Origin of the sequence: Actinomyces bowdenii (assembly GCF_017592395.1) — a bacterium.
GTDB lineage: Bacteria > Actinomycetota > Actinomycetes > Actinomycetales > Actinomycetaceae > Actinomyces > Actinomyces bowdenii.
This window is the reverse complement of sequence record NZ_JAGFOU010000010.1, coordinates 57862-74782: the sequence shown is the minus strand read 5'-3', so window position 1 is coordinate 74782 and position 16921 is coordinate 57862. Positions and strand designations below refer to the sequence as shown.

The 16921-nt window shown below is 73.9% G+C and carries 12 protein-coding genes and 1 pseudogene; 8 read left to right on the top strand and 5 right to left on the bottom strand.

Features of this window, described 5'->3' with window-relative positions; all coding sequences use genetic code 11:
• Positions 1-53: 53 nt before the first annotated feature.
• Together J5X07_RS06095 and J5X07_RS13250 are read left to right on the top strand one after the other, a co-directional pair.
• Positions 54-1394 (top strand): metallophosphoesterase family protein, encoded by a 1341-nt coding sequence (locus J5X07_RS06095; protein WP_208479014.1) that lies wholly within the window; start codon positions 54-56, stop codon positions 1392-1394.
• Positions 1391-4729, top strand: a complete 3339-nt coding sequence (locus tag J5X07_RS13250) for an AAA family ATPase (RefSeq protein WP_208479013.1) — start codon at positions 1391-1393, stop codon at positions 4727-4729. The genes J5X07_RS06095 and J5X07_RS13250 overlap by 4 nt, the downstream gene beginning before the upstream one ends.
• Before the next feature lie 32 nt (positions 4730-4761).
• On the opposite strand, the gene J5X07_RS06085 is transcribed toward J5X07_RS13250, so the two are convergent.
• The 3 genes from J5X07_RS06085 to J5X07_RS06075 form a co-directional block, all read right to left on the bottom strand.
• Complete coding sequence (locus tag J5X07_RS06085) at positions 4762-5232, bottom strand: DUF6912 family protein (RefSeq protein WP_124932950.1); 471 nt, start codon at positions 5230-5232, stop codon at positions 4762-4764.
• A gap of 437 nt (positions 5233-5669) precedes the next feature.
• Entirely contained in the window at positions 5670-7916 is a 2247-nt protein-coding gene (locus J5X07_RS06080; protein WP_208479012.1) for a CpaE/TadZ family protein, read from the bottom strand.
• Positions 7916-8572 (bottom strand): hypothetical protein, encoded by a 657-nt coding sequence (locus J5X07_RS06075; protein ID WP_341769422.1) that lies wholly within the window; start codon positions 8570-8572, stop codon positions 7916-7918. The genes J5X07_RS06080 and J5X07_RS06075 overlap by 1 nt, the downstream gene beginning before the upstream one ends.
• 113 nt (positions 8573-8685) lie before the next feature.
• On the opposite strand from J5X07_RS06075, the gene J5X07_RS06070 reads away from it, so the two are divergent.
• Positions 8686-8907: a helix-turn-helix domain-containing protein gene (locus J5X07_RS06070; RefSeq protein WP_124934576.1), complete on the top strand. Its 222-nt coding sequence runs from the start codon at positions 8686-8688 to the stop codon at positions 8905-8907.
• A 152-nt stretch (positions 8908-9059) separates the two neighbouring features.
• On the opposite strand, the gene J5X07_RS06065 is transcribed toward J5X07_RS06070, so the two are convergent.
• A complete protein-coding gene (locus tag J5X07_RS06065) occupies positions 9060-9626 on the bottom strand; it encodes a Fis family transcriptional regulator (protein WP_208479011.1) in 567 nt (188 codons plus the stop codon).
• Between the two features lie 192 nt (positions 9627-9818).
• Here J5X07_RS06065 and J5X07_RS12940 point away from each other — a divergent pair, with 192 nt between their 5' ends.
• The 5 genes and pseudogenes from J5X07_RS12940 (at position 9819) to J5X07_RS06045 (ending at position 13765) form a co-directional block, all read left to right on the top strand.
• Complete coding sequence (locus tag J5X07_RS12940) at positions 9819-10871, top strand: LysM peptidoglycan-binding domain-containing protein (protein ID WP_243896522.1); 1053 nt, start codon at positions 9819-9821, stop codon at positions 10869-10871.
• A 73-nt stretch (positions 10872-10944) separates the two neighbouring features.
• A complete protein-coding gene (locus J5X07_RS12935; RefSeq protein ID WP_243896521.1) occupies positions 10945-11694 on the top strand; it encodes an Rv3235 family protein in 750 nt (249 codons plus the stop codon).
• 17 nt (positions 11695-11711) lie between these two features.
• Positions 11712-12065, top strand: a pseudogene (locus tag J5X07_RS13475) (AAA family ATPase); the annotation flags it as partial.
• An 81-nt stretch (positions 12066-12146) separates the two neighbouring features.
• Complete coding sequence (locus J5X07_RS13390) at positions 12147-13226, top strand: AAA family ATPase (RefSeq protein ID WP_341769421.1); 1080 nt, start codon at positions 12147-12149, stop codon at positions 13224-13226.
• On the top strand, positions 13226-13765 hold the full coding sequence (locus J5X07_RS06045) for a hypothetical protein (protein WP_208479009.1): 540 nt from the start codon (positions 13226-13228) through the stop codon (positions 13763-13765). Before J5X07_RS13390 ends, J5X07_RS06045 begins: the two co-directional genes overlap by 1 nt.
• 144 nt (positions 13766-13909) lie before the next feature.
• On the opposite strand, the gene secA is transcribed toward J5X07_RS06045, so the two are convergent.
• Entirely contained in the window at positions 13910-16777 is a 2868-nt protein-coding gene (gene secA, locus J5X07_RS06040; protein WP_208479008.1) for a preprotein translocase subunit SecA, read from the bottom strand.
• Positions 16778-16921: the final 144 nt, after the last annotated feature.

Below are 16921 nucleotides of genomic sequence, written 5' to 3'. Positions count from 1 at the left end.
CCGCGCCCGATCGGCCCGGTACTCGTGTCACAGCCCTGTGAGAGGGTTCGGGCATGCGGATCCTCCACACCTCGGACTGGCACCTGGGGCGCGCCTTCCACGGCCAGGTGCTCGACGACGCCCACGCCGCCTTCGCCGACCACCTCGTCGAGCTGGTCGCCGCCGAGTCGGTCGACGCCGTCGTGGTGTGCGGGGATGTCTACGACCGCGCCGTGCCTCCGGCGGCCTGCGTCACCCTGCTCGATGAGACCCTGCGGCGCCTGACCGAGCGCACCCGGGTGGTGATGACCCCCGGCAATCACGACTCCGCCCACCGCCTGGGCTTCGCCGCCGACCTCATGCGCGAGCGCCTCATCATCCGCGCCCGCACCACCGGCCTGGACCGCGGCATCGTCCTGCCCGATGCCTCCGGCCACGAGGCCGTCATCGTCCACGCCCTGCCCTACCTGGACCCCGACGCCGCCCGTGAGGCCCTGCCCCCGCTGCTGGCCGAGCGCCTCGGGGAGCGCAGCGGCCCGCCCTCACCCGAGGACGGCCAGGATCCCGACGACGGCGATGCCGGCCCCTGCCGGCCGCAGCGCCTTGCCCGCTCCCATGAGGCGGTGGTCTCCGCCGCCCTGCGGCTGGTGGCCGCGGATCTGGAGCGCCGGCGCGCCGGCCGCGGCGAGCGCCTGCCCAGCGTGCTCATGGCCCACGCCTTCGTCGTCGGGGGCGCCGCCAGCCAGTCCGAGCGGGACATCCGGGTCGGCGGGGTGGACTCCGTGCCCTCCCAGGTCTTCACCACCATGGGCGGCTCCGCCGCGGCACAGGCCAGCGGGGGCCTGGACTATGTCGCCCTGGGCCACCTCCACCGCCCCCAGGAGCTGCGCCCGCCCCGCGCCGAGCAGGGGGCGGCCACCGGGCAGACGGCTCCTGCCGCCTCCGGGCGGGCCCCGCGCCTGGTCTACTCCGGCTCCCCCATCGCCTTCTCCTTCGACGAGGCCGATGCCGAGAAGTCCTCCGTGCTGCTGGACATCGGGCCTGAGGGCGTGACCGGCCTGGAGCGCATCGCCGTGCCCGTGCGGCATCGGGTGCGCACCCTGGAGGGGGGCATGGAGCAGCTGCTGGCCACCGGGGATGACGGCTCCTGGGTGCGCGTCATCCTCACCGGCGATCGCCCGCCCGGCGCCCTGGCTGCCCTCAAGGCGCACTTCCCCGGCCTGCTGGCCTTCCATCACGAGGCCCCCCAACCGCCCCGGGGGCGGCGGGCGGCGGTGACAGCGGCCGCCGACCCCCTGGAGATCAGTGCCGGATTCCTGGACGACGTCGGCCGGCGCAGCCCCAGCGCGGCCGAGCGGGAGGTCCTGCGCTCGGCCTACGAGTCCGCCCTGGCGGCGGGAAGGAGCCGGCGGTGAGGATCCACTCCCTGACCATGAGCGGCATCGGGCCCTACGCGGGGACCGAGACCATCGACTTCGATGCCTTCGGCGACTGCGGGCGCTTCCTGCTGACCGGCCCTACCGGCTCGGGCAAGACCACCATCATCGACGCCATCGTCTTCGCCCTCTACGGGGACGTCGCCGACTCCTCGGACTCCTCGAAGGACCGGATGCGCTCGACCCTGGTGGGCCCCGAGGCGGGCAGCTGCGTCGAGCTGGTCTTCTCCACCACCGCGGGCATCCACCGGGTGCGGCGCACCCCCGCCTATGAGCGGGCCAAGCGGCGCGGGCAGGGCACCACCATCGAGCCCGGCAGCGTCAAGCTCTGGCGCCTGTCCGCCGTCGGCGGGGAGGCGCTGGGCGAGCCCGTCATCCGGGTGGGTGAGGCCGACGCCGAGATCGCGCGCCTCATCGGGCTCAGCCGTGAGCAGTTCACCCAGACCGTGGTCCTGCCCCAGGGCAAGTTCGCCCGCTTCCTGCGCGCCGACTCCACCCAGCGCCAGGGCCTGCTCAAGGATGTGTTCGGCACCGGCATCTACGACGCCATCCAGGACCAGCTCGCCCGGGAGGCCCGGGCGGGATCGGCGGCAGTGGAGCGGGCCGCCGGCACCCTGAGCACCCAGGCGCGATCCCTGGCCCGCGAGCCCCTCCTGGCCCCACAGCCCATGCAGGACCCGCCACCCGAGCCGGATCCGCCGGCGGTGCTGGGCCCATCGGAGTGCCTGGGCGAGCGCCTGGAGGCGGCCACCGCCACCGCCGTCCCCGACCTCCGGGCCCTGCGGGCGATCACGGGACGGGCCCGCGAGCTCTCCACCCGGCAGGTCGAGCAGGCCCGGGACCGCGCCTCACGGGCCGCCGCGCGTGCGGCACAGGCGCGCCAGGCCCAGGAGGAGGCCCGCAGCCTGCACGAGCGCCTGGAGCGGCGCCGCCGCCTCCTGGCCGAGCAGCGGGCCCTGGAGGAGCATGCTCAGGAGCACGCCCGGGAGGCCGAGCGCCTGCACGACGCCGAGAGGGCCGCGCGCCTGGCCCCCTCCCTGCGCAGCGCCCAGGCCGCGCAGGAGCGGGCCCTGGACGCCGTCGGCGACCTGGATGGCCTGACCGCCGCCGGCCCGGGCAGCCCTCGGGCCGCCATCACCCCACCCTCCGGGGCTCCAGGCGCGGCGAGCGCCCCTGCCCCACAGGCCCCGGTGCCGGCCCGCTCCCAGGCCCGGCCGGAGGCATCGCTGGAGGCGCAGTGGCAGGCGCAGCAGGAGGCGCACGAGGAGCTCCTGCGACTCGCCGCCCCGCCCGCCGGCGAGGTCAGGCGCTGGCTGGAGGGGATGACCGCCCCCGTGACGGCGGCCGCCGCGCAGGACTCCCCTCCGCAGGCCGCTGCCGGGCCGGGCGTCGCGCCGGGCCGGGCCGTGAGCACCCGGGACCTCGATGAGCGCGCCCACCGGCTGCGGGCGCAGCACGGCGGGCTTGAAGGCCTCCTGGCCCTGGAATCCCACCTGGGCGAGCGCGCCCAGGAGCTGAGCGCCCGCCGCGAGGAGCTGGAGCTTCGGGCTCAGGGCCAGGAGCGCCAGGCGGCCCACCTGGCCGAGCGGCCCCAGCAGCGCACCGCCCTGGCCCAGGAGCTGGAGGCCGCGCGTGCCGCCCAGGAGCGCCTGCCCGGACTGGAGGCCGAGCACCGCCGGGCCGGCGAGCAGCACCGGGCCGCCACCACCGCCCAGGGGCTCGCCGCTGAGCTCACCGGGCGTGAGGAGGCACTCGCTGAGGCCGCTGAGGCCGCCACCCGGGCGGCCGAGGCAGTAGCGCGCACCCGCATGCGCTGGATCTCCTCGCAGGCCGGGGCCCTGGCCGGGGAGCTCGTGGAGGGCGAGCCCTGCCCCGTCTGCGGCTCCACCGACCACCCCGAGCCTGCGGCCCCGCCCACCCAGGGGGCCAGCCGGGCGCAGGTGGAGGCGGCCGAGCGGGTGCAGCACCAGGCCGATGAGGCGCTGAGCGCCGCCCGGCAGGAGCGCGACTCCTGCCGCAGCAGATACGAGGAGGCCCGGCGGGCCAGTGAGGGCCTCGCCGTCGAGCACAGCGCCCTCTCCCTCCAGCAGGCGGCCACCGCCCTGAGCACCGCCCAGGAGGAGGCCGAGCAGATCCCGGTCCTGGCCCACCGCCTGGAGGACTTCGACAGCGCCACCGAGGCCCTGCGCGTCGCCCATGAGCAGGCCGCCTCCGCACTGGCCGCCTCGCGCAGCCGCCTGGAGGCCGAGCGCGACCGGCTGGTCGAGGACCAGCGGCGCTGCGAGCAGGCCCGCGGGCCCTGGCCCTCCGTCGCCGCCAGGGCCGCCGACCTGCTGGACCAGGCCCGCCAGGCCGAGGAGGCCTCGCGGGCCATCAGCACCGCCACCACCGCGCTCGATGCCCTCCAGGAGGCCCGGGAGGACCTGGCCCGCACCCTGGCGGAGGAGGGCTTCACCAGCGCCGAGCAGGCACGCTCCGCATCCGTGGATGCCGCCGCGCGCGCGGCACTGGCCCAGCGGGTCCAGGAGGCGCGCTCCGCGCGCGAGAGGATCCGGCACGCCCTGGCCGACCCACTGATCGCCGCCCTCACCGGGCAGGAGGAGGACGCCCTGGAGCAGGCCGACGAGGCCCTGGCCGGAGCCGAGGCGGAGCATGAGGCCGCGGCCGCCCGGCACGCGCGCGCCGCAGAGGCCCACGCCCACCTGGAGCGGGCCTGCACCGGGGTGGAGGAGGCCGCCTCGGCCCACGAGGAGGCGGTGGGAGCCAGCGCTGCCTTGCTGCGGGTCGCCGCGCTGGCCCGCGGGGACAACCCTGCGGGCACCACCCTGGCCACCTGGGTGCTCCAGGAGCGCTTCGAGGAGGTGCTCGTCTTCGCCAATGAGCGCCTGGCCCAGATGTCCTCCGGGCGCTACGAGCTCATCCGCACCGATGAGGAGGCCGGTTCGCGCTCCCGCCGCAAGGGCCTGGGGCTGGCGGTCATCGACCACCTGGGGGCCGAGCACCGGCGCGACCCGAAGACCCTCTCGGGCGGGGAGACCTTCTACGTCTCCCTGTCACTGGCCCTGGCCCTGGCCGACGTCGTGTCCGCCGAGTCCGGGGGCGTCAGCCTGGACACCCTGTTCATCGACGAGGGCTTCGGCAGCCTGGACCCCGAGACCCTCCAGGTCGTCATGGCTGAGATCGAGCGCCTGCGGGCCGGGGGCCGCAGCGTCGGCATCGTCTCGCACGTCGAGGAGCTCAAGAGCCAGATCCCCGACCAGATCCGCATCCGGCGCTCCCCCGCCGGGGGCTCCACCCTGGCGGTGAGCACCTGAGCCGCGGTGAGGGCCGGCCGGCCTGATCGATCTCAGACCCCGAGCTCATCGGCCAGCGAATCGCGCTCCACCACGTCATACCACAGCAGATCGGCCTCGGCGGTGCGCTCGAAGGCATCCTCATCACCCCGTCGGGCCAGCGCGACATCGGTCTGCGCCCCGGCCTCGTCGACCAGGAGCGCCGCCACGTCCTCCCAGGGCACCGGTGCCTCCACCATGACGCTGCCGGGCAGGACCTCCTCGGTGACGGCCAGCTCTCGGACCACCTGGGGATCCACATCCGCGGCGATGACCACCCGGCGGTCCGGCAGGCCCCGGGCCCCGGGCTCGGCCAGCAGCAGCACCGAGGCGTCGGCGGCGCACAGGGAGGCGGAGACCTCCAGGCCCTCCTCATCCTCCTGCGGCAGCGCCTGCGCCAAAGCGGGGGTCGCAGCATGAGCGGCCCTGGCGGAGATGACATCGGCCCTCAGATCGGCGGCCGTGGCAGGCAGGTAGATGCGCATGGGGCCAGTCTGCCCGATCCCGCCCGCACCAGGCGCCCCCCACGCGCGCCGAGCCCACTGGTGAGGGCCAGGGCGCCCATGGCGGGGCGCTCCCAGGCGCCCCCACGCGCACCGAGCCCACCGCCCAAGGATTCGGGAGGGCCAGGAGCGCCGGACTGGTGCCGGGGCGGTGGGGCAGGTTCAATTGGACGTCACTTCACGACAAAGGCGTCACTTCGCGAAACGAACGACACCCACAAGTACCGTCCAAGTCGCGATATGTCGCTCAAGTCGCGAAGTGACGTGCTTTGCGCGAAACGACGTCCAGCGCAGGGCGCCGACCCACACCCCGAATCAGAGTCACCGACCTCTGTTCGCCCATCAGGCATGGCCCGGCACCCCGGACCACCCCCAGCCGGAGGGAGTGCAGGACCCCGCCCGCCCCCAGGGAAGGGCGCCTAGGGCCCACTCGCGCCCGGCACGGCACCCGGATCCGACGCATCGGGCCCCGCACCCCGGGCAGGGCGCAGCCACGGGGAAGGGCGTCGGCCCGACCTCCCCGCCGGCGCCGCAGCCCCACCACCGGGCGCTGAACCGGGCACTGACTCGGGACCTGAACCGGGCACCGACTCGGGCGCTGACTCGCTGGATGCCGCGTCGCCGGGCACGACCACGCCGGCGGCGCCTCGGGCCTGAAGGCCACCACCGCCGCCGGCCCCGGGAGCGCCCGGGGCGCCGCCCTCACCCGTCCGGGCAGCCCCGGCACCAGCGCCATCGGACGGGGCTCGACCCGGCTCCCCCGCCGGCGCGCCCGGCCAATCGCATGCCGGCCCCTCCAGCGCCGGGCCGGGTATCGCGCCCACCGGCATGCCCGAGGCCGCGTCGGAGGCGTGGGGGAACGCCAGCGGCCCGGGTTCCTGCGCCGTCGGCGCTGTGCCGTGCGGCTCGGGCGGCAGGGCCCGCCCGTCCCGCGGATCAGGTAGTCCTGCGCGCCCCTCCGGCCGCTCACGCCCCGATCGGCGCGGGCCCTCGCCGCCGGCTGTTCGACCGGGCCCGCGCCCTCGCAGCCAGCCCTGAGGCCTGGTCCGCGTCGTCTTGCGCCTCGGGGAGGACTCAGGGCCTAAGCGCCCCGATCCGTCTGCCGCCCGCCCCCGCCGGCCCCTCCTCGACCCCCGGGGGCCCGCAGCAGCGGCCCGCGGGTCGATGCGCTCTGCCAGGCCTGCCAGGGCCTTGCCCAGGGCGCTGCCCGGAGCGCCATCGATGATGCTCCGGCCCTGGAGCAGGCAGCGGTCGGCGCAGGCGCCGTCCTCGGGCAGCAGGGCCACATCGGTCAGTCCGCCGAAGCGGCCCAGGGCCTCCAGGACGGCCTGCTGGGGAGCCGGGCCAGCGGCGGAGGCCCGCACCCGGTTGACGACCACCTGGACGCGCCCGGCCGGGGCGGCCTCGGCGTCCAGATCCCCCAGGAGCTGGAGGAGGCGGCGCACCCCCACCGGATCGGCCGCGCCCACGATGACCACCACGTCGGCACGGCGGACCAGATCGAAGGCCACCGCGCCGCGCCCCGGCTCCAGCGTGAAGTCGTCCACCCCGTCGTCGATGGGCCCGCCGGCCACATCCACCACTGTCCACGCCGCCGCGGCCCGGCACTGCAGCCACACCTCCGTCATCGAGGCCGGGGGCAGCTCGCGCCACCGCCCCGAGCGGCCCAGCCCGCTCAGGAGGCGGACCCCCTCGCACACGGGGGTGAGGAACCGGCTGAAGGCCTCGGCATCCAGCCTGCCGTGCGTGGCCAGGCGCGCGGCCCCCGCCAGGGCGGAGGAGTCGTCGGGCAGGCCCAGGAGCTGGACCAGGCAGGGTGCCTCGACGTCGGCATCAACGAGGATCGCGCCGCCTGCCCGCCCCAGCGCGTGGGCCAGGGAGGCGGCCACGGTGGAGCGGCCCGGTGCGCCGTGCGGGCCCCACACCGCGACCAGGCGCCCCTGGCGCGCGTCCCTCCCGGCGCCGGCCCCGCGCCCGGAGGCCTCCCGCCCCTCCGGGTCGTGGGTCGGTGCGGGCACGGCCCCCCGCTCCCCGGGCCCCGCCAGAGCCCCGGGCCCCTCCCCGGCGGAGAGGCTCCACATCTCCTCCGGCCGGGCGGCCCGGTCAGTGGCGCTCATCCCGTCGGGGCCCGCCCGCGATGAGTCCCGCCAGGGGTCCAGGGCCGCCCCGGGATCCGCGCCGGGTCGGGGATGCCCCGCGAGCTGCGGGTCGGGGCCGCCCGTCCCGTCCACAGCGCCATGCCCGCCCGCGCCTCCCGGGCCACCCGCGCCAACCGGGCCGCCCGCACCGGGCGCGGCGGACCGCTCCTGGTGGGCCTGGCGGATGATCCCCTGCAGGGCGAGGCGGATGCGTCCGGCCCCGACCTGCCGGCTCTCAACCGGCCAGCCGCAGGAGCGCCACCGCTCCTGCGCCCCGTCCTCCACCAGCAGCAGGCCGCTGAGGCCCGCACGGGTGAGGCGCTCCAGGACCGTGCGGTCGATCTCGTCGAATCCGGTGTCCAGGACCGCGATGGAGGCCAGGCCCGCGAGCCCGGCCGAGAGCAGCTCGGGCAGGTCCGCGCAGCGCCTGACCACGCTCATCCCGCTGCCGGGCTGGTTGAGGCAGCGCAGGATCTCGGCGTCGTCGCCGCTGAGAGCCAGCAGCACCCCGACGCCGGAGGCGGCCATCAGGGCTTCTCCTGGCCGGTGGGCACCAGCACCAGGGAGCCGTCCCGGGCGACGGCGCTGAGCACCGGGCCCACCTCGCCCTCGGGCACGCGCACCTCCACGCTGGTGCCCGAGCCGCCCAGCAGGCCCGCCCCGGTCTCCCCGATCCTGGCGACGACGAGTCCCTGGGCCACCAGGGCGGCGCCATGCTGCTCCGCGGCCGCCACCTGCTGGTCGGGCAGGAGCCACAGATCCGCGTAGTCCCCCGGGACGGTGGCCGCGGGCAGTCCGGAGGAGACCTCCAGCACCACGGTGCGCGAGGTGAGGTCCTGGGCGCTGCCGACCGCCGCGCTGGGCAGCAGCTCCCCGGCGGACAGGGACCTGGTGGCCACGGCGTCCTGGGGAAGGCCCCCGGCCTCCACATAGGCCCCGGTGCCCGGGTGGGAGTCGACCAGGGTGAGCACCCCCTCAGCGGCCAGGTCGGCCCCCGGGGCGACGTCCTGGGCCAGGACGTAGACCTGGGTGGTGTCGGCGGCGGCGTCGACGGCCCAGGAGCCCAGGGCGACGGCGGCTCCCACCAGTGCGATGCCCCCGGCCAGGCGGGGGTCCTTCCAGGTGGGCCGGCGCCAGCGGGCGGGTGCGGTGCGCGTGGGAGAGGCGCTGCGGGATGATGTCACGGGGATCCTCCTTGATCACCACAGATCATGCTCCATGCGTCTTGAGGAAACAAGGCTATCCACACATGCTTTTAGCGATGGCGCATCCGCCCCCGGGATGGGATCATCGTGCTATGGCCCCACGATTTCTCACCATCGCCGACGTCTCCGAGCAGCTCCAGCTCTCAGCCCAGGCCGTGCGCGCCCTCATCCGCTCCGGGGACCTTCCCGCCATCCAGGTGGGGGCCCGCAAGCTGTGGCGGATCGAGGACCAGGCCCTGGAGGAGTACATCCAGCGCCAACTGGCCTCGACCCGCGCCATGGTGGCCGCGGGGCACCTGGACGACGAGGACTGACGCCCCCGGCACCCGGCCGGACCCGGGCGGCAGGCCGACCAGCGCATGACGCAGCGCGACCCGCTGCGGCGGGGCCCGTGCGCTGAGGGCAGGGCCGCGGCGTCACCCGGCAGGAGCCGGCCCGCCTGCCGGCAGGGGCCCCAGGGCGCCGCTCAGCGGCTGCGCAGGACCTCGACGGCGCTGAGGACGACGGTGGTCACCACCCCTGACGGGCGGCGAGCGGCGCCGCCCAGGGGCGCGTGGGCCGCGCGCTGGCCGCCCGCGGCGTCGAGCACCACATCCAGGTGGTCCGATCCCACGCGCACGATCCTTCCCACGACGTCCCCCGAGGCCAGGACCAGCCGCACCCGGGCTCCGCGCCGCGCGATCTCCCGCAGCACGGCGCCCAGGGCGGGGCGGGGGCGGTCGGGGGCCGGGGGCACGGGGCCGGGCAGGGGCAGGAGGGTGGCGATGGCCGCGGCGGGCACGATGGCCTGGATCCCGGAGCCCTCATCGATGAGGAGGTAGGAGGGGTCGACCCGCGTCACGGCCCCCTGGACGGCCAGGCCGCTGCGGGTCCACAGGTGCAGCTGCCTGCCGGTGGCGCCCCGGAGGCGGTCGATGAGGCCGACCGAGGCGGCCTCGGCCTCGGCCATCTCGGCGCTGTGCGCCGCCAGCTCCGCCCGCCGCTCGGCCTCGAAGCGGCTCTCAAGATCGGCCAGTAGCGCATCCCAGTCCATCACCCAAGCCCATCACAGGCATCGTGACGCTCCAAACCGGCTCCGGCACGGCTCCGCGGGGATCACGGGGATCCGCAGCCCGAGGGCCCAACCCCGCAGCCCCAGGGTCAGCCTCCTCAAGAGGTTGACAAACAAACCCTCCTGATGTACATCTAATAATATCAAACATCATCAATGACGATGAGAGTGGTGATGGGAATGATCCTGCTCGGCGATCAAGGCACGGCAGAGGCGGGGCCAGGGCATGACGGGGCTGCCGGGACCCGGCTCCAGCTGCTCGCGGTATCCCTGGCCGCCGGGGCGCTGGGCGCGGTCCTGGGCCTGGCCTCGGTGCGAGCGGCGCTTGGCCTGGTGCAGACCCCTGCGCCCTGGTGGGGGATGAGCCAGCTGGGCAGTGCGGTGCTGTGCCTGACCAGTGGCGCGGGGGCGCTGGGCGCCCTGTGGCACACGGCCTCCGCCGTGCTGGCCCTGGTCGCCCTCCGCGATGAGCGGGAGGCCCCGGGCGGTGGGCCGGCGGCCCGCGGGGCAGCCCTGGCACTGCTGGACCGGTGGGGAGCCCCCATGGTGCGCCGCATCGCCGCCGGTGCCCTCATCGTGGGCCTGAGCTCCTCCCCGGCCATGGCCGCAACAGCCCCGGGCACCGGCGACGACCTGGGCTGGCAGCCCACGTCCTCGGCCACGCAGGACCCCTCCGGCGAGGGCGGGCCGGGCGGCTCCGGGCAGGCCGGGGCCGGGGAAGCGCAGCCCGCCCCACCAGGGCCACCGCCCGTGCAGCCCCCGGACCCGCAGCCGCAGGCCCCGGCGCCCGCACTCCCGGCACCGCAGGATCCCGGGGCCGCGCCGGGCCCGGACGGCCCCGGCGCCACCAGCCCGGCCCCGCAGCAGGACACCGGCGCGCCCACCCCGTCGGCTCCGGCCGGGCCTTCGCCCTCATCCCCCCAGCCCCCCGCATCCCAGGACCAGGAGCCCGGCGGGGCCGGAGCGGGCGCAGTCGCGGGTAGCGCCCCGGAGGGGAGCACCGCGGGCAGGCATGTCGTGGTCCGCGGGGAGTCCCTGTGGTCGATCACCGCCGCACTCCTGCCCCGGGGCGCCGACGACGCCTCCATCGCCCGGGCCTGGCCCGCCCTGTACCGGGCCAATGCCCGGGTCATCGGCCCCGACCCCTCCCTCATCACCCCCGGCACCGTCCTGACCATCCCCACAGATCTCCCGGGGGCCGCCCCGGCCACGAGCGCACCGGGCTGAGCGCCCGCATCCCCTCCTCCCTCCCGCCGTACTGAACCTCCAGCCATCATCCAGTGACGTTGAGGAGCCCGCCATGACCACGACGACGATGACCGCACCCGCCGGCCGGCGCACCGGCTGCAGCGCCACCGCATCCGCGAGCCCTGCCAGGCAGCCCGCGGCCGCGGGAGGGCACCCCGCCCGCCGCGCCCACCCGCGGCCCAGCAGCCCGGCGCCCTCGCACCCGGGATCGTCGCCCGCCACCGCCCCGACCGTGGAGGAGTCCTCGGAGGCGGTCACGGGCAGCGCCGGGAGGGCGGTCGAGCCGGAGCTGCTCCTCGGCCCAGGCACCGGCGCGGGTCGGCGAGGGCGGGACCAGATCGACCTGTCCCAGAGCCCGGGCCCCGCCGGCGGCCGCGCCCCCTCCACCACCGGAGCCGGCGCCCCCGGCAGGCCCCCAAGCCGTGGGCGCGCCGCCCAGATGGGCCTGGCCGGCCGGGAGGAGCCATCCAGGCCGCCGCATCCCGCTCGCAGCGCCGCGGTGATCGTCGTCGCCGCTGCGGAGGTGCTGGCGGGCCAGCGCCCGGCGGACCACCTGGCGCGCTGGACCACGCCGGCCATGTTCGAGGCGATCGCCCGGCGCGCCGGGCTGGCCACCCGCGTCCTGGGGAGCAGGCCGCGCTCGCACCGGCCCCGGATGCGCTCGGTGCACACCCAGCTGACCGTCTCGGGGGCCTGCGAGGCCACGATCCTGCTGGAGGACAGCGGCCGGGTGCGCGCCGCGGCGGCGCGCCTCATCATCCAGCGCGGCCGCTGGATCCTGGCGGGCCTGGAGATCGCCTGAGCCGCCCCACCCTCACCATGCCCCGCATCAGACCAGTGCAGCACCCTCCGGCACCGCCCTCGACGTTCTACACCGACTCACGAACGCCGAGCCCCTCCCCCGGGCCTCACCTCGAAGTACCCAATAGCAGACACCTGTCTGGCATACTCCTGCTTATGAGAAAGCACGGGCCCGACGACGACGCGGCATCCCATATCTCGGAGCTTCGACTCACCAGGTTCAAGAACTTCGAGAATGCGACCATCCCCCTGGGAAGGACATCCATTCTCACCGGACGCAACTCCAGCGGGAAATCCAATATCCTGGACGCCCTCGACGTTCTACACCGACTGACGAACGCCGAACCCCTCTCCGATGCGCTTGATGGACGCAGGCGCGAGGGCGGACCCGTCCGCGGGGGTGCTTCTGGATGCGTCCCGCACGGGGGCGATTCCTTCGCCCTCGGGTGCACCGTGACCGTCACGCACCCCCACGGCAAGTACTCCTACGACTACGATGTGGAGGTCGCCCCCTCCCCATTTCCTCATATCATCCAGGAGACGCTTCGCGGACCGCAGCGAGCAGCGAAGAGTGGGCGCTGGAATCAGCAGGTCCTTATCGATGCACAGCCCGATAGCGGCGGAGTGGGCCTGGAGGCGGCAGTCTCAAGTGGACGAAGAGGGCCGAACCGCCGCATCCACCTCCGCGATGACCGATCGGTTCTCAGCCAGCTGCCGACGGTGATCCCCGGCTCCAATCGGGCGGAGCGCGACATCCTCGATGCCCAGAGGGACATCTCCGCATCATTGCGCAGGAGCTTCCACTTCGATCCCGCCCCGGGCCTCATGCGGGACTGGGTCCCCCTCAGAGGCGCCCGACTGCGGCGCAGCGGGGAGAACCTCGCACCCATCCTCAAGCACCTGAAGGACCAGGAGCCCGGCACATTCTCAAGGCTGGAGCAGCTGGCACAGCAGATCGCCGATTGCGACATCGACTCCCTGGATTTCAGCTCCACCGATACCGGTGAGATCATGCTGGCCATTCGAGAGCGGCGGGGCCAGGAGGCCTCACTGACAACCGCGCGCTCGATGAGCGATGGGCTCCTGCGATTCCTGGCGATCGCCACCGCCCTGTCAAGCCCAGTATCCGACCTCGATCTTGACGCCCTCGCACCAGCCTACTCCAGTGATGTGACCGCCCCCTCGGCGGGCGTACTGCTGGCGATCGAGGAGATCGAGAACGGACTGCACCCCTCACAGGCCGGCAGACTCCTGCACCTCATCAATGAGGCTACCGAGAGGATCAACGTCAATGCCCTCATCACCACGCACTCCCCAGCACTGCTGGATGCCTTGAGTGGGGACCAGCTCCATGACGTCCTGGTATGCCACCACGACCAGGTCAGCCGCCTTATCGATCTTCCTGGCTACGCCCAGGCGATGAGTGGGGGCAGACTCGGTGCGGTGGTCACCAGCGGCGCCCTCGAGGAGGCGGCCCACCCAGGGCCCGACCCCGACTACTCGGAGTTCCTCTCACTGATCGGCGCCCAGTGATGACGGTCTGGTTCATAGACACATCCATCCTCGTGCACATCCTCGATATTCCCGGACTGTCGAAATCAGGCCATCCGAGTCGCGATGAGGCACTATCCGATCTCCGTGCGAGAACCGCCCAGAAGGACATCTTCCTCCTCCCGATCACCACGGTCATCGAGACCGGCAATCACATCTGCCAACTCGACGACGGCCAGCAGCGCAGGCGGGCCGCGGAGCGCTTCCGGGGAGTCCTGCAGAAGATCATTGACGGGGAGGCTCCCTGGCGCCTCAACGAGGTCCAGTGGGATCATGACTTCCTCGCCTCTTTTCTCAACGGCGCCGCAACCCAGCAACAGTGGGTGGAGCATGCATGCCAGCAAACCCTGGGCGGTGGGGATATGAGCATCCTGGTGGAGCGGGAGCAGTACCAGATGCGCACAGGCCTGAGGGATGTTCGGATCTGGACCCTGGATCATCAACTTCAAGCGTTCGCATTGGTCGACCGGGAAACACCTTCCGGACACGCCGCTACCGGGCACAACACGCCTCACAGGTGACCTGAGGGCGGCACCCGGTGACCGGCGGGACGTGATCAGCGGCACCCTTGCGGCCCCAAGGCCCGACCCGCATCCCGCTGGGCCAGATGACGACATGTCAGCGGGCGGGATGCGAGTGACCCGGCAGAGAGCACCTGGCCGGTCTCAGCGCCTGCGCTTCTTGGCCCGGCGCCGCTCGGCCCGGTTGCCCCCGGCGGCCTCGGCCAGCTTGGAGCCGCCCAGGCGGCCCACGGCCGGAGCCGGGGCGGATCCCGCCCCGCCGGAGGAGACGGAGGCCTGGCCGTCCTCATCGGGCCCGGAGTAGCGCATCTGCCCGCTGCTGCGGCTCAGGGAGGCCTGGCCGGTGTCGCCCAGCACCGAGCCGGAGGCGCCGGCTCCCCCGCCCACGCGGATGCCGGCCGCGGCGGTGCCATTGGCCCGGCCGCTGACGGCCCGGGCGGCCTCCTCGGTGCCGTCCTGGGCGGCGCGCTGGGCGGCGGCGTCGAAGCGGGAGACATTGGCGAAGATCTGCTCGATGGTCTCCTCGCGGATGCCCTCCATCATCGCCTTGAACATGTGGGCGCCCTCATTGGCGTACTCCACGAGCGGATCGCGCTGGGCCATGGCGCGCAGGCCGATGCCCTCCTTGAGGTAGTCCATCTCGTAGAGGTGCTCGCGCCAGCGCTTGTCCACCACGGCCAGCAGGATGCGCCGCTCCAGGGTGCGCATGGGCTCCTCGCCGAGCTGGGCGCGCGCCAGGGCGTTGGACTCCATGCGGGCCTCGGCCTCCTCATAGGCCACGGCAACGTCCTCGCTCAGCTCCGCGGTGAGGCCGCCCGCGCTCAGGGAGTCGATCCCGCCCAGGGCCTCGATGACCTCCTCGCGCTCCAGGCCCACGGGGTAGAGGTGGCCCAGGTCATCCCACATGGCCTCCAGGTCCCACTGGTCGGGGCGGCCCTCGGCGGTGCGGGCCGAGACGATGGAGGACACCGCCTGGGAGCGGAAGGCCTCGACCTGCGGCTCCAGATCCTCCCCGTCGAGCACCCGGCGGCGCTCGGAGTAGACCTTCTCGCGCTGCTCGGTCATGACGTCGTCGTACTTCAGGACGTTCTTGCGGATCTCGTAGTTGCGCGACTCAACCTGGCGCTGGGCGTTGGCGATGCCGCGGGTGACGATCTTGGACTCCAGGGGGACGTCGTCGGGGTAGGCGCCCGAGGCCATGATGCGCTGGGCCAGCCCGGAGGCGAACATGCGCATGAGGTCGTCCTCCATGGACAGGTAGAAGCGCGACTCCCCCGGGTCGCCCTGGCGCCCCGAGCGCCCGCGCAGCTGGTTGTCGATGCGGCGCGACTCGTGGCGCTCGGTACCCAGCACGTACAGGCCGCCGAGCTCGACGACCTCATCGTGCTCGGCGCGGCAGGACTCCTTGGCGGCGGCCAGCGCCTGGGGCCAGGCCCTCTCATAGGCCTCGGCGTCCTCCTCGGGGTCCAGCCCCGCCTCCTTCAGGGCGGTGACCGCGATGTGCTCGGCGTTGCCGCCCAGCATGATGTCGGTGCCGCGGCCCGCCATGTTCGTGGCCACGGTCACCGCGCCCTTGCGCCCGGCCAGGGCGACGACGGCGGCCTCGCGGGCGTGCTGCTTGGCGTTGAGGACCTCGTGGGGGATGCCGCGCTCGCGCAGCAGCCCCGAGAGGGCCTCGGACTTCTCCACGCTGGTGGTGCCCACCAGGACCGGCTGGCCGGCCTCGTGGCGCTCGGCGATGTCGTCGACGACGGCCTCCAGCTTGGAGGCCACCGTGGTGTAGACCAGGTCGGGCTGGTCCACGCGGATCATGGGCCGGTTGGTGGGGATCGGCACGACGCCGATCTTGTAGGTGCCGGCGAACTCGGCGGCCTCGGTCTCGGCGGTCCCGGTCATGCCCGAGCGCGAGCCCTCGGGGTAGAGGCGGAAGTAGTTCTGCAGGGTGATGGTGGCCAGGGTCTGGTTCTCGGCCTTGATCTCCACGCGCTCCTTGGCCTCGATGGCCTGGTGCATGCCCTCGTTGTAGCGCCTGCCGGGCAGCACGCGGCCGGTGTGCTCATCGACGATGAGGACCTCGCCGTCGCGCACGATGTAGTCCTTGTCCAGGTGGAAGAGCTCCTTGGCCTTGATGGCGTTGTTGAGGAAGCCGATGAGCGGGGTGTTCTCCGACTCATACAGGTTGTCGATGCCCAGGTAGTCCTCGACGCGCTCGATGCCGGGGGCCAGGACGCCCACGGTGCGCTTCTTCTCGTCGACCTCGTAGTCCCGGCCCGCGCGCAGGCGCTCGGCGATGGAGGCGAACTCCTTGTACCACTTGTTGACGTCCCCCCCGGCGGGGCCGGAGATGATGAGGGGGGTGCGGGCCTCGTCGATGAGGATGGAGTCGACCTCGTCGACGATGACGAAGGCGTGCCCGCGCTGGACCAGGTCCTCGGGGCGCTGGGCCATGTTGTCACGCAGGTAGTCGAAGCCGAACTCGTTGTTGGTGCCGTAGGTGATGTCCATCGCGTACTGCTTGCGGCGCTCGACGGGGGTCTGGCCGGCCAGGATGCACCCGGTGGTCAGCCCCAGGAAGCGGTGGACGCGGCCCATGAGGTCGGACTGGTACTCGGCCAGGTAGTCGTTGACGGTCACGACGTGCACGCCCTTGCCGGTCAGCGCCCGCAGGTAGGAGGGCATGGTGGCCACGAGGGTCTTGCCCTCACCGGTGCGCATCTCGGCGATGTTGCCCCGGTGCAGCGCCGCCCCGCCCATGATCTGGACGTGGTAGGGCCGCATGCCCAGCACGCGGTCGGCGGCCTCGACGACGGTGGCGAAGGCCTCGGGGAGGAGCTGGTCGAGGGTCTCGCCCTCCTCGTAGCGCTCCTTGAGCTCATCGGTCATCTCCCGGAGCTCCTCATCGCTGAACTCCTTGTAGGTCTCGGCCAGGCCCTCGACCTGGGTGGCGATGGCATCGAGCCTCTTGAGGGTGCGCCCCTCGCCGATGCGAAGGATCCTGTCGACGATCGACACGCTGCTTACTCCCTTGGGACATCCGTCATGGTGGGCCCGGCTCACACCGAGCACAGGCGCCCCATACTCTAGTGGACCGTGCCGGTGGGCCCCAGGAGATTCCTCCCACCGTGGACGGCGCCGCCCCGCCGAGACCCACTCGCA

Excerpts from the sequence above, each read along its gene's own strand:
- J5X07_RS06070 (WP_124934576.1), top strand. The coding sequence starts at position 8,686 with ATGGCCCCACGATTTCTCACCATCGCCGACGTCTCCGAGCAGCTCCAG.
- J5X07_RS06080 (WP_208479012.1), bottom strand. The coding sequence starts at position 7,916 with ATGGCCGCCTCCGGCGTCGGGGTGCTGCTGGCTCTCAGCGGCGACGAC.
- J5X07_RS12935 (WP_243896521.1), top strand. The coding sequence starts at position 10,945 with ATGACCACGACGACGATGACCGCACCCGCCGGCCGGCGCACCGGCTGC.
- J5X07_RS06065 (WP_208479011.1), bottom strand. The coding sequence starts at position 9,626 with ATGGACTGGGATGCGCTACTGGCCGATCTTGAGAGCCGCTTCGAGGCC.
- J5X07_RS06095 (WP_208479014.1), top strand. The coding sequence starts at position 54 with ATGCGGATCCTCCACACCTCGGACTGGCACCTGGGGCGCGCCTTCCAC.
- J5X07_RS06085 (WP_124932950.1), bottom strand. The coding sequence starts at position 5,232 with ATGCGCATCTACCTGCCTGCCACGGCCGCCGATCTGAGGGCCGATGTC.
- J5X07_RS12940 (WP_243896522.1), top strand. The coding sequence starts at position 9,819 with ATGGGAATGATCCTGCTCGGCGATCAAGGCACGGCAGAGGCGGGGCCA.
- J5X07_RS06045 (WP_208479009.1), top strand. The coding sequence starts at position 13,226 with ATGACGGTCTGGTTCATAGACACATCCATCCTCGTGCACATCCTCGAT.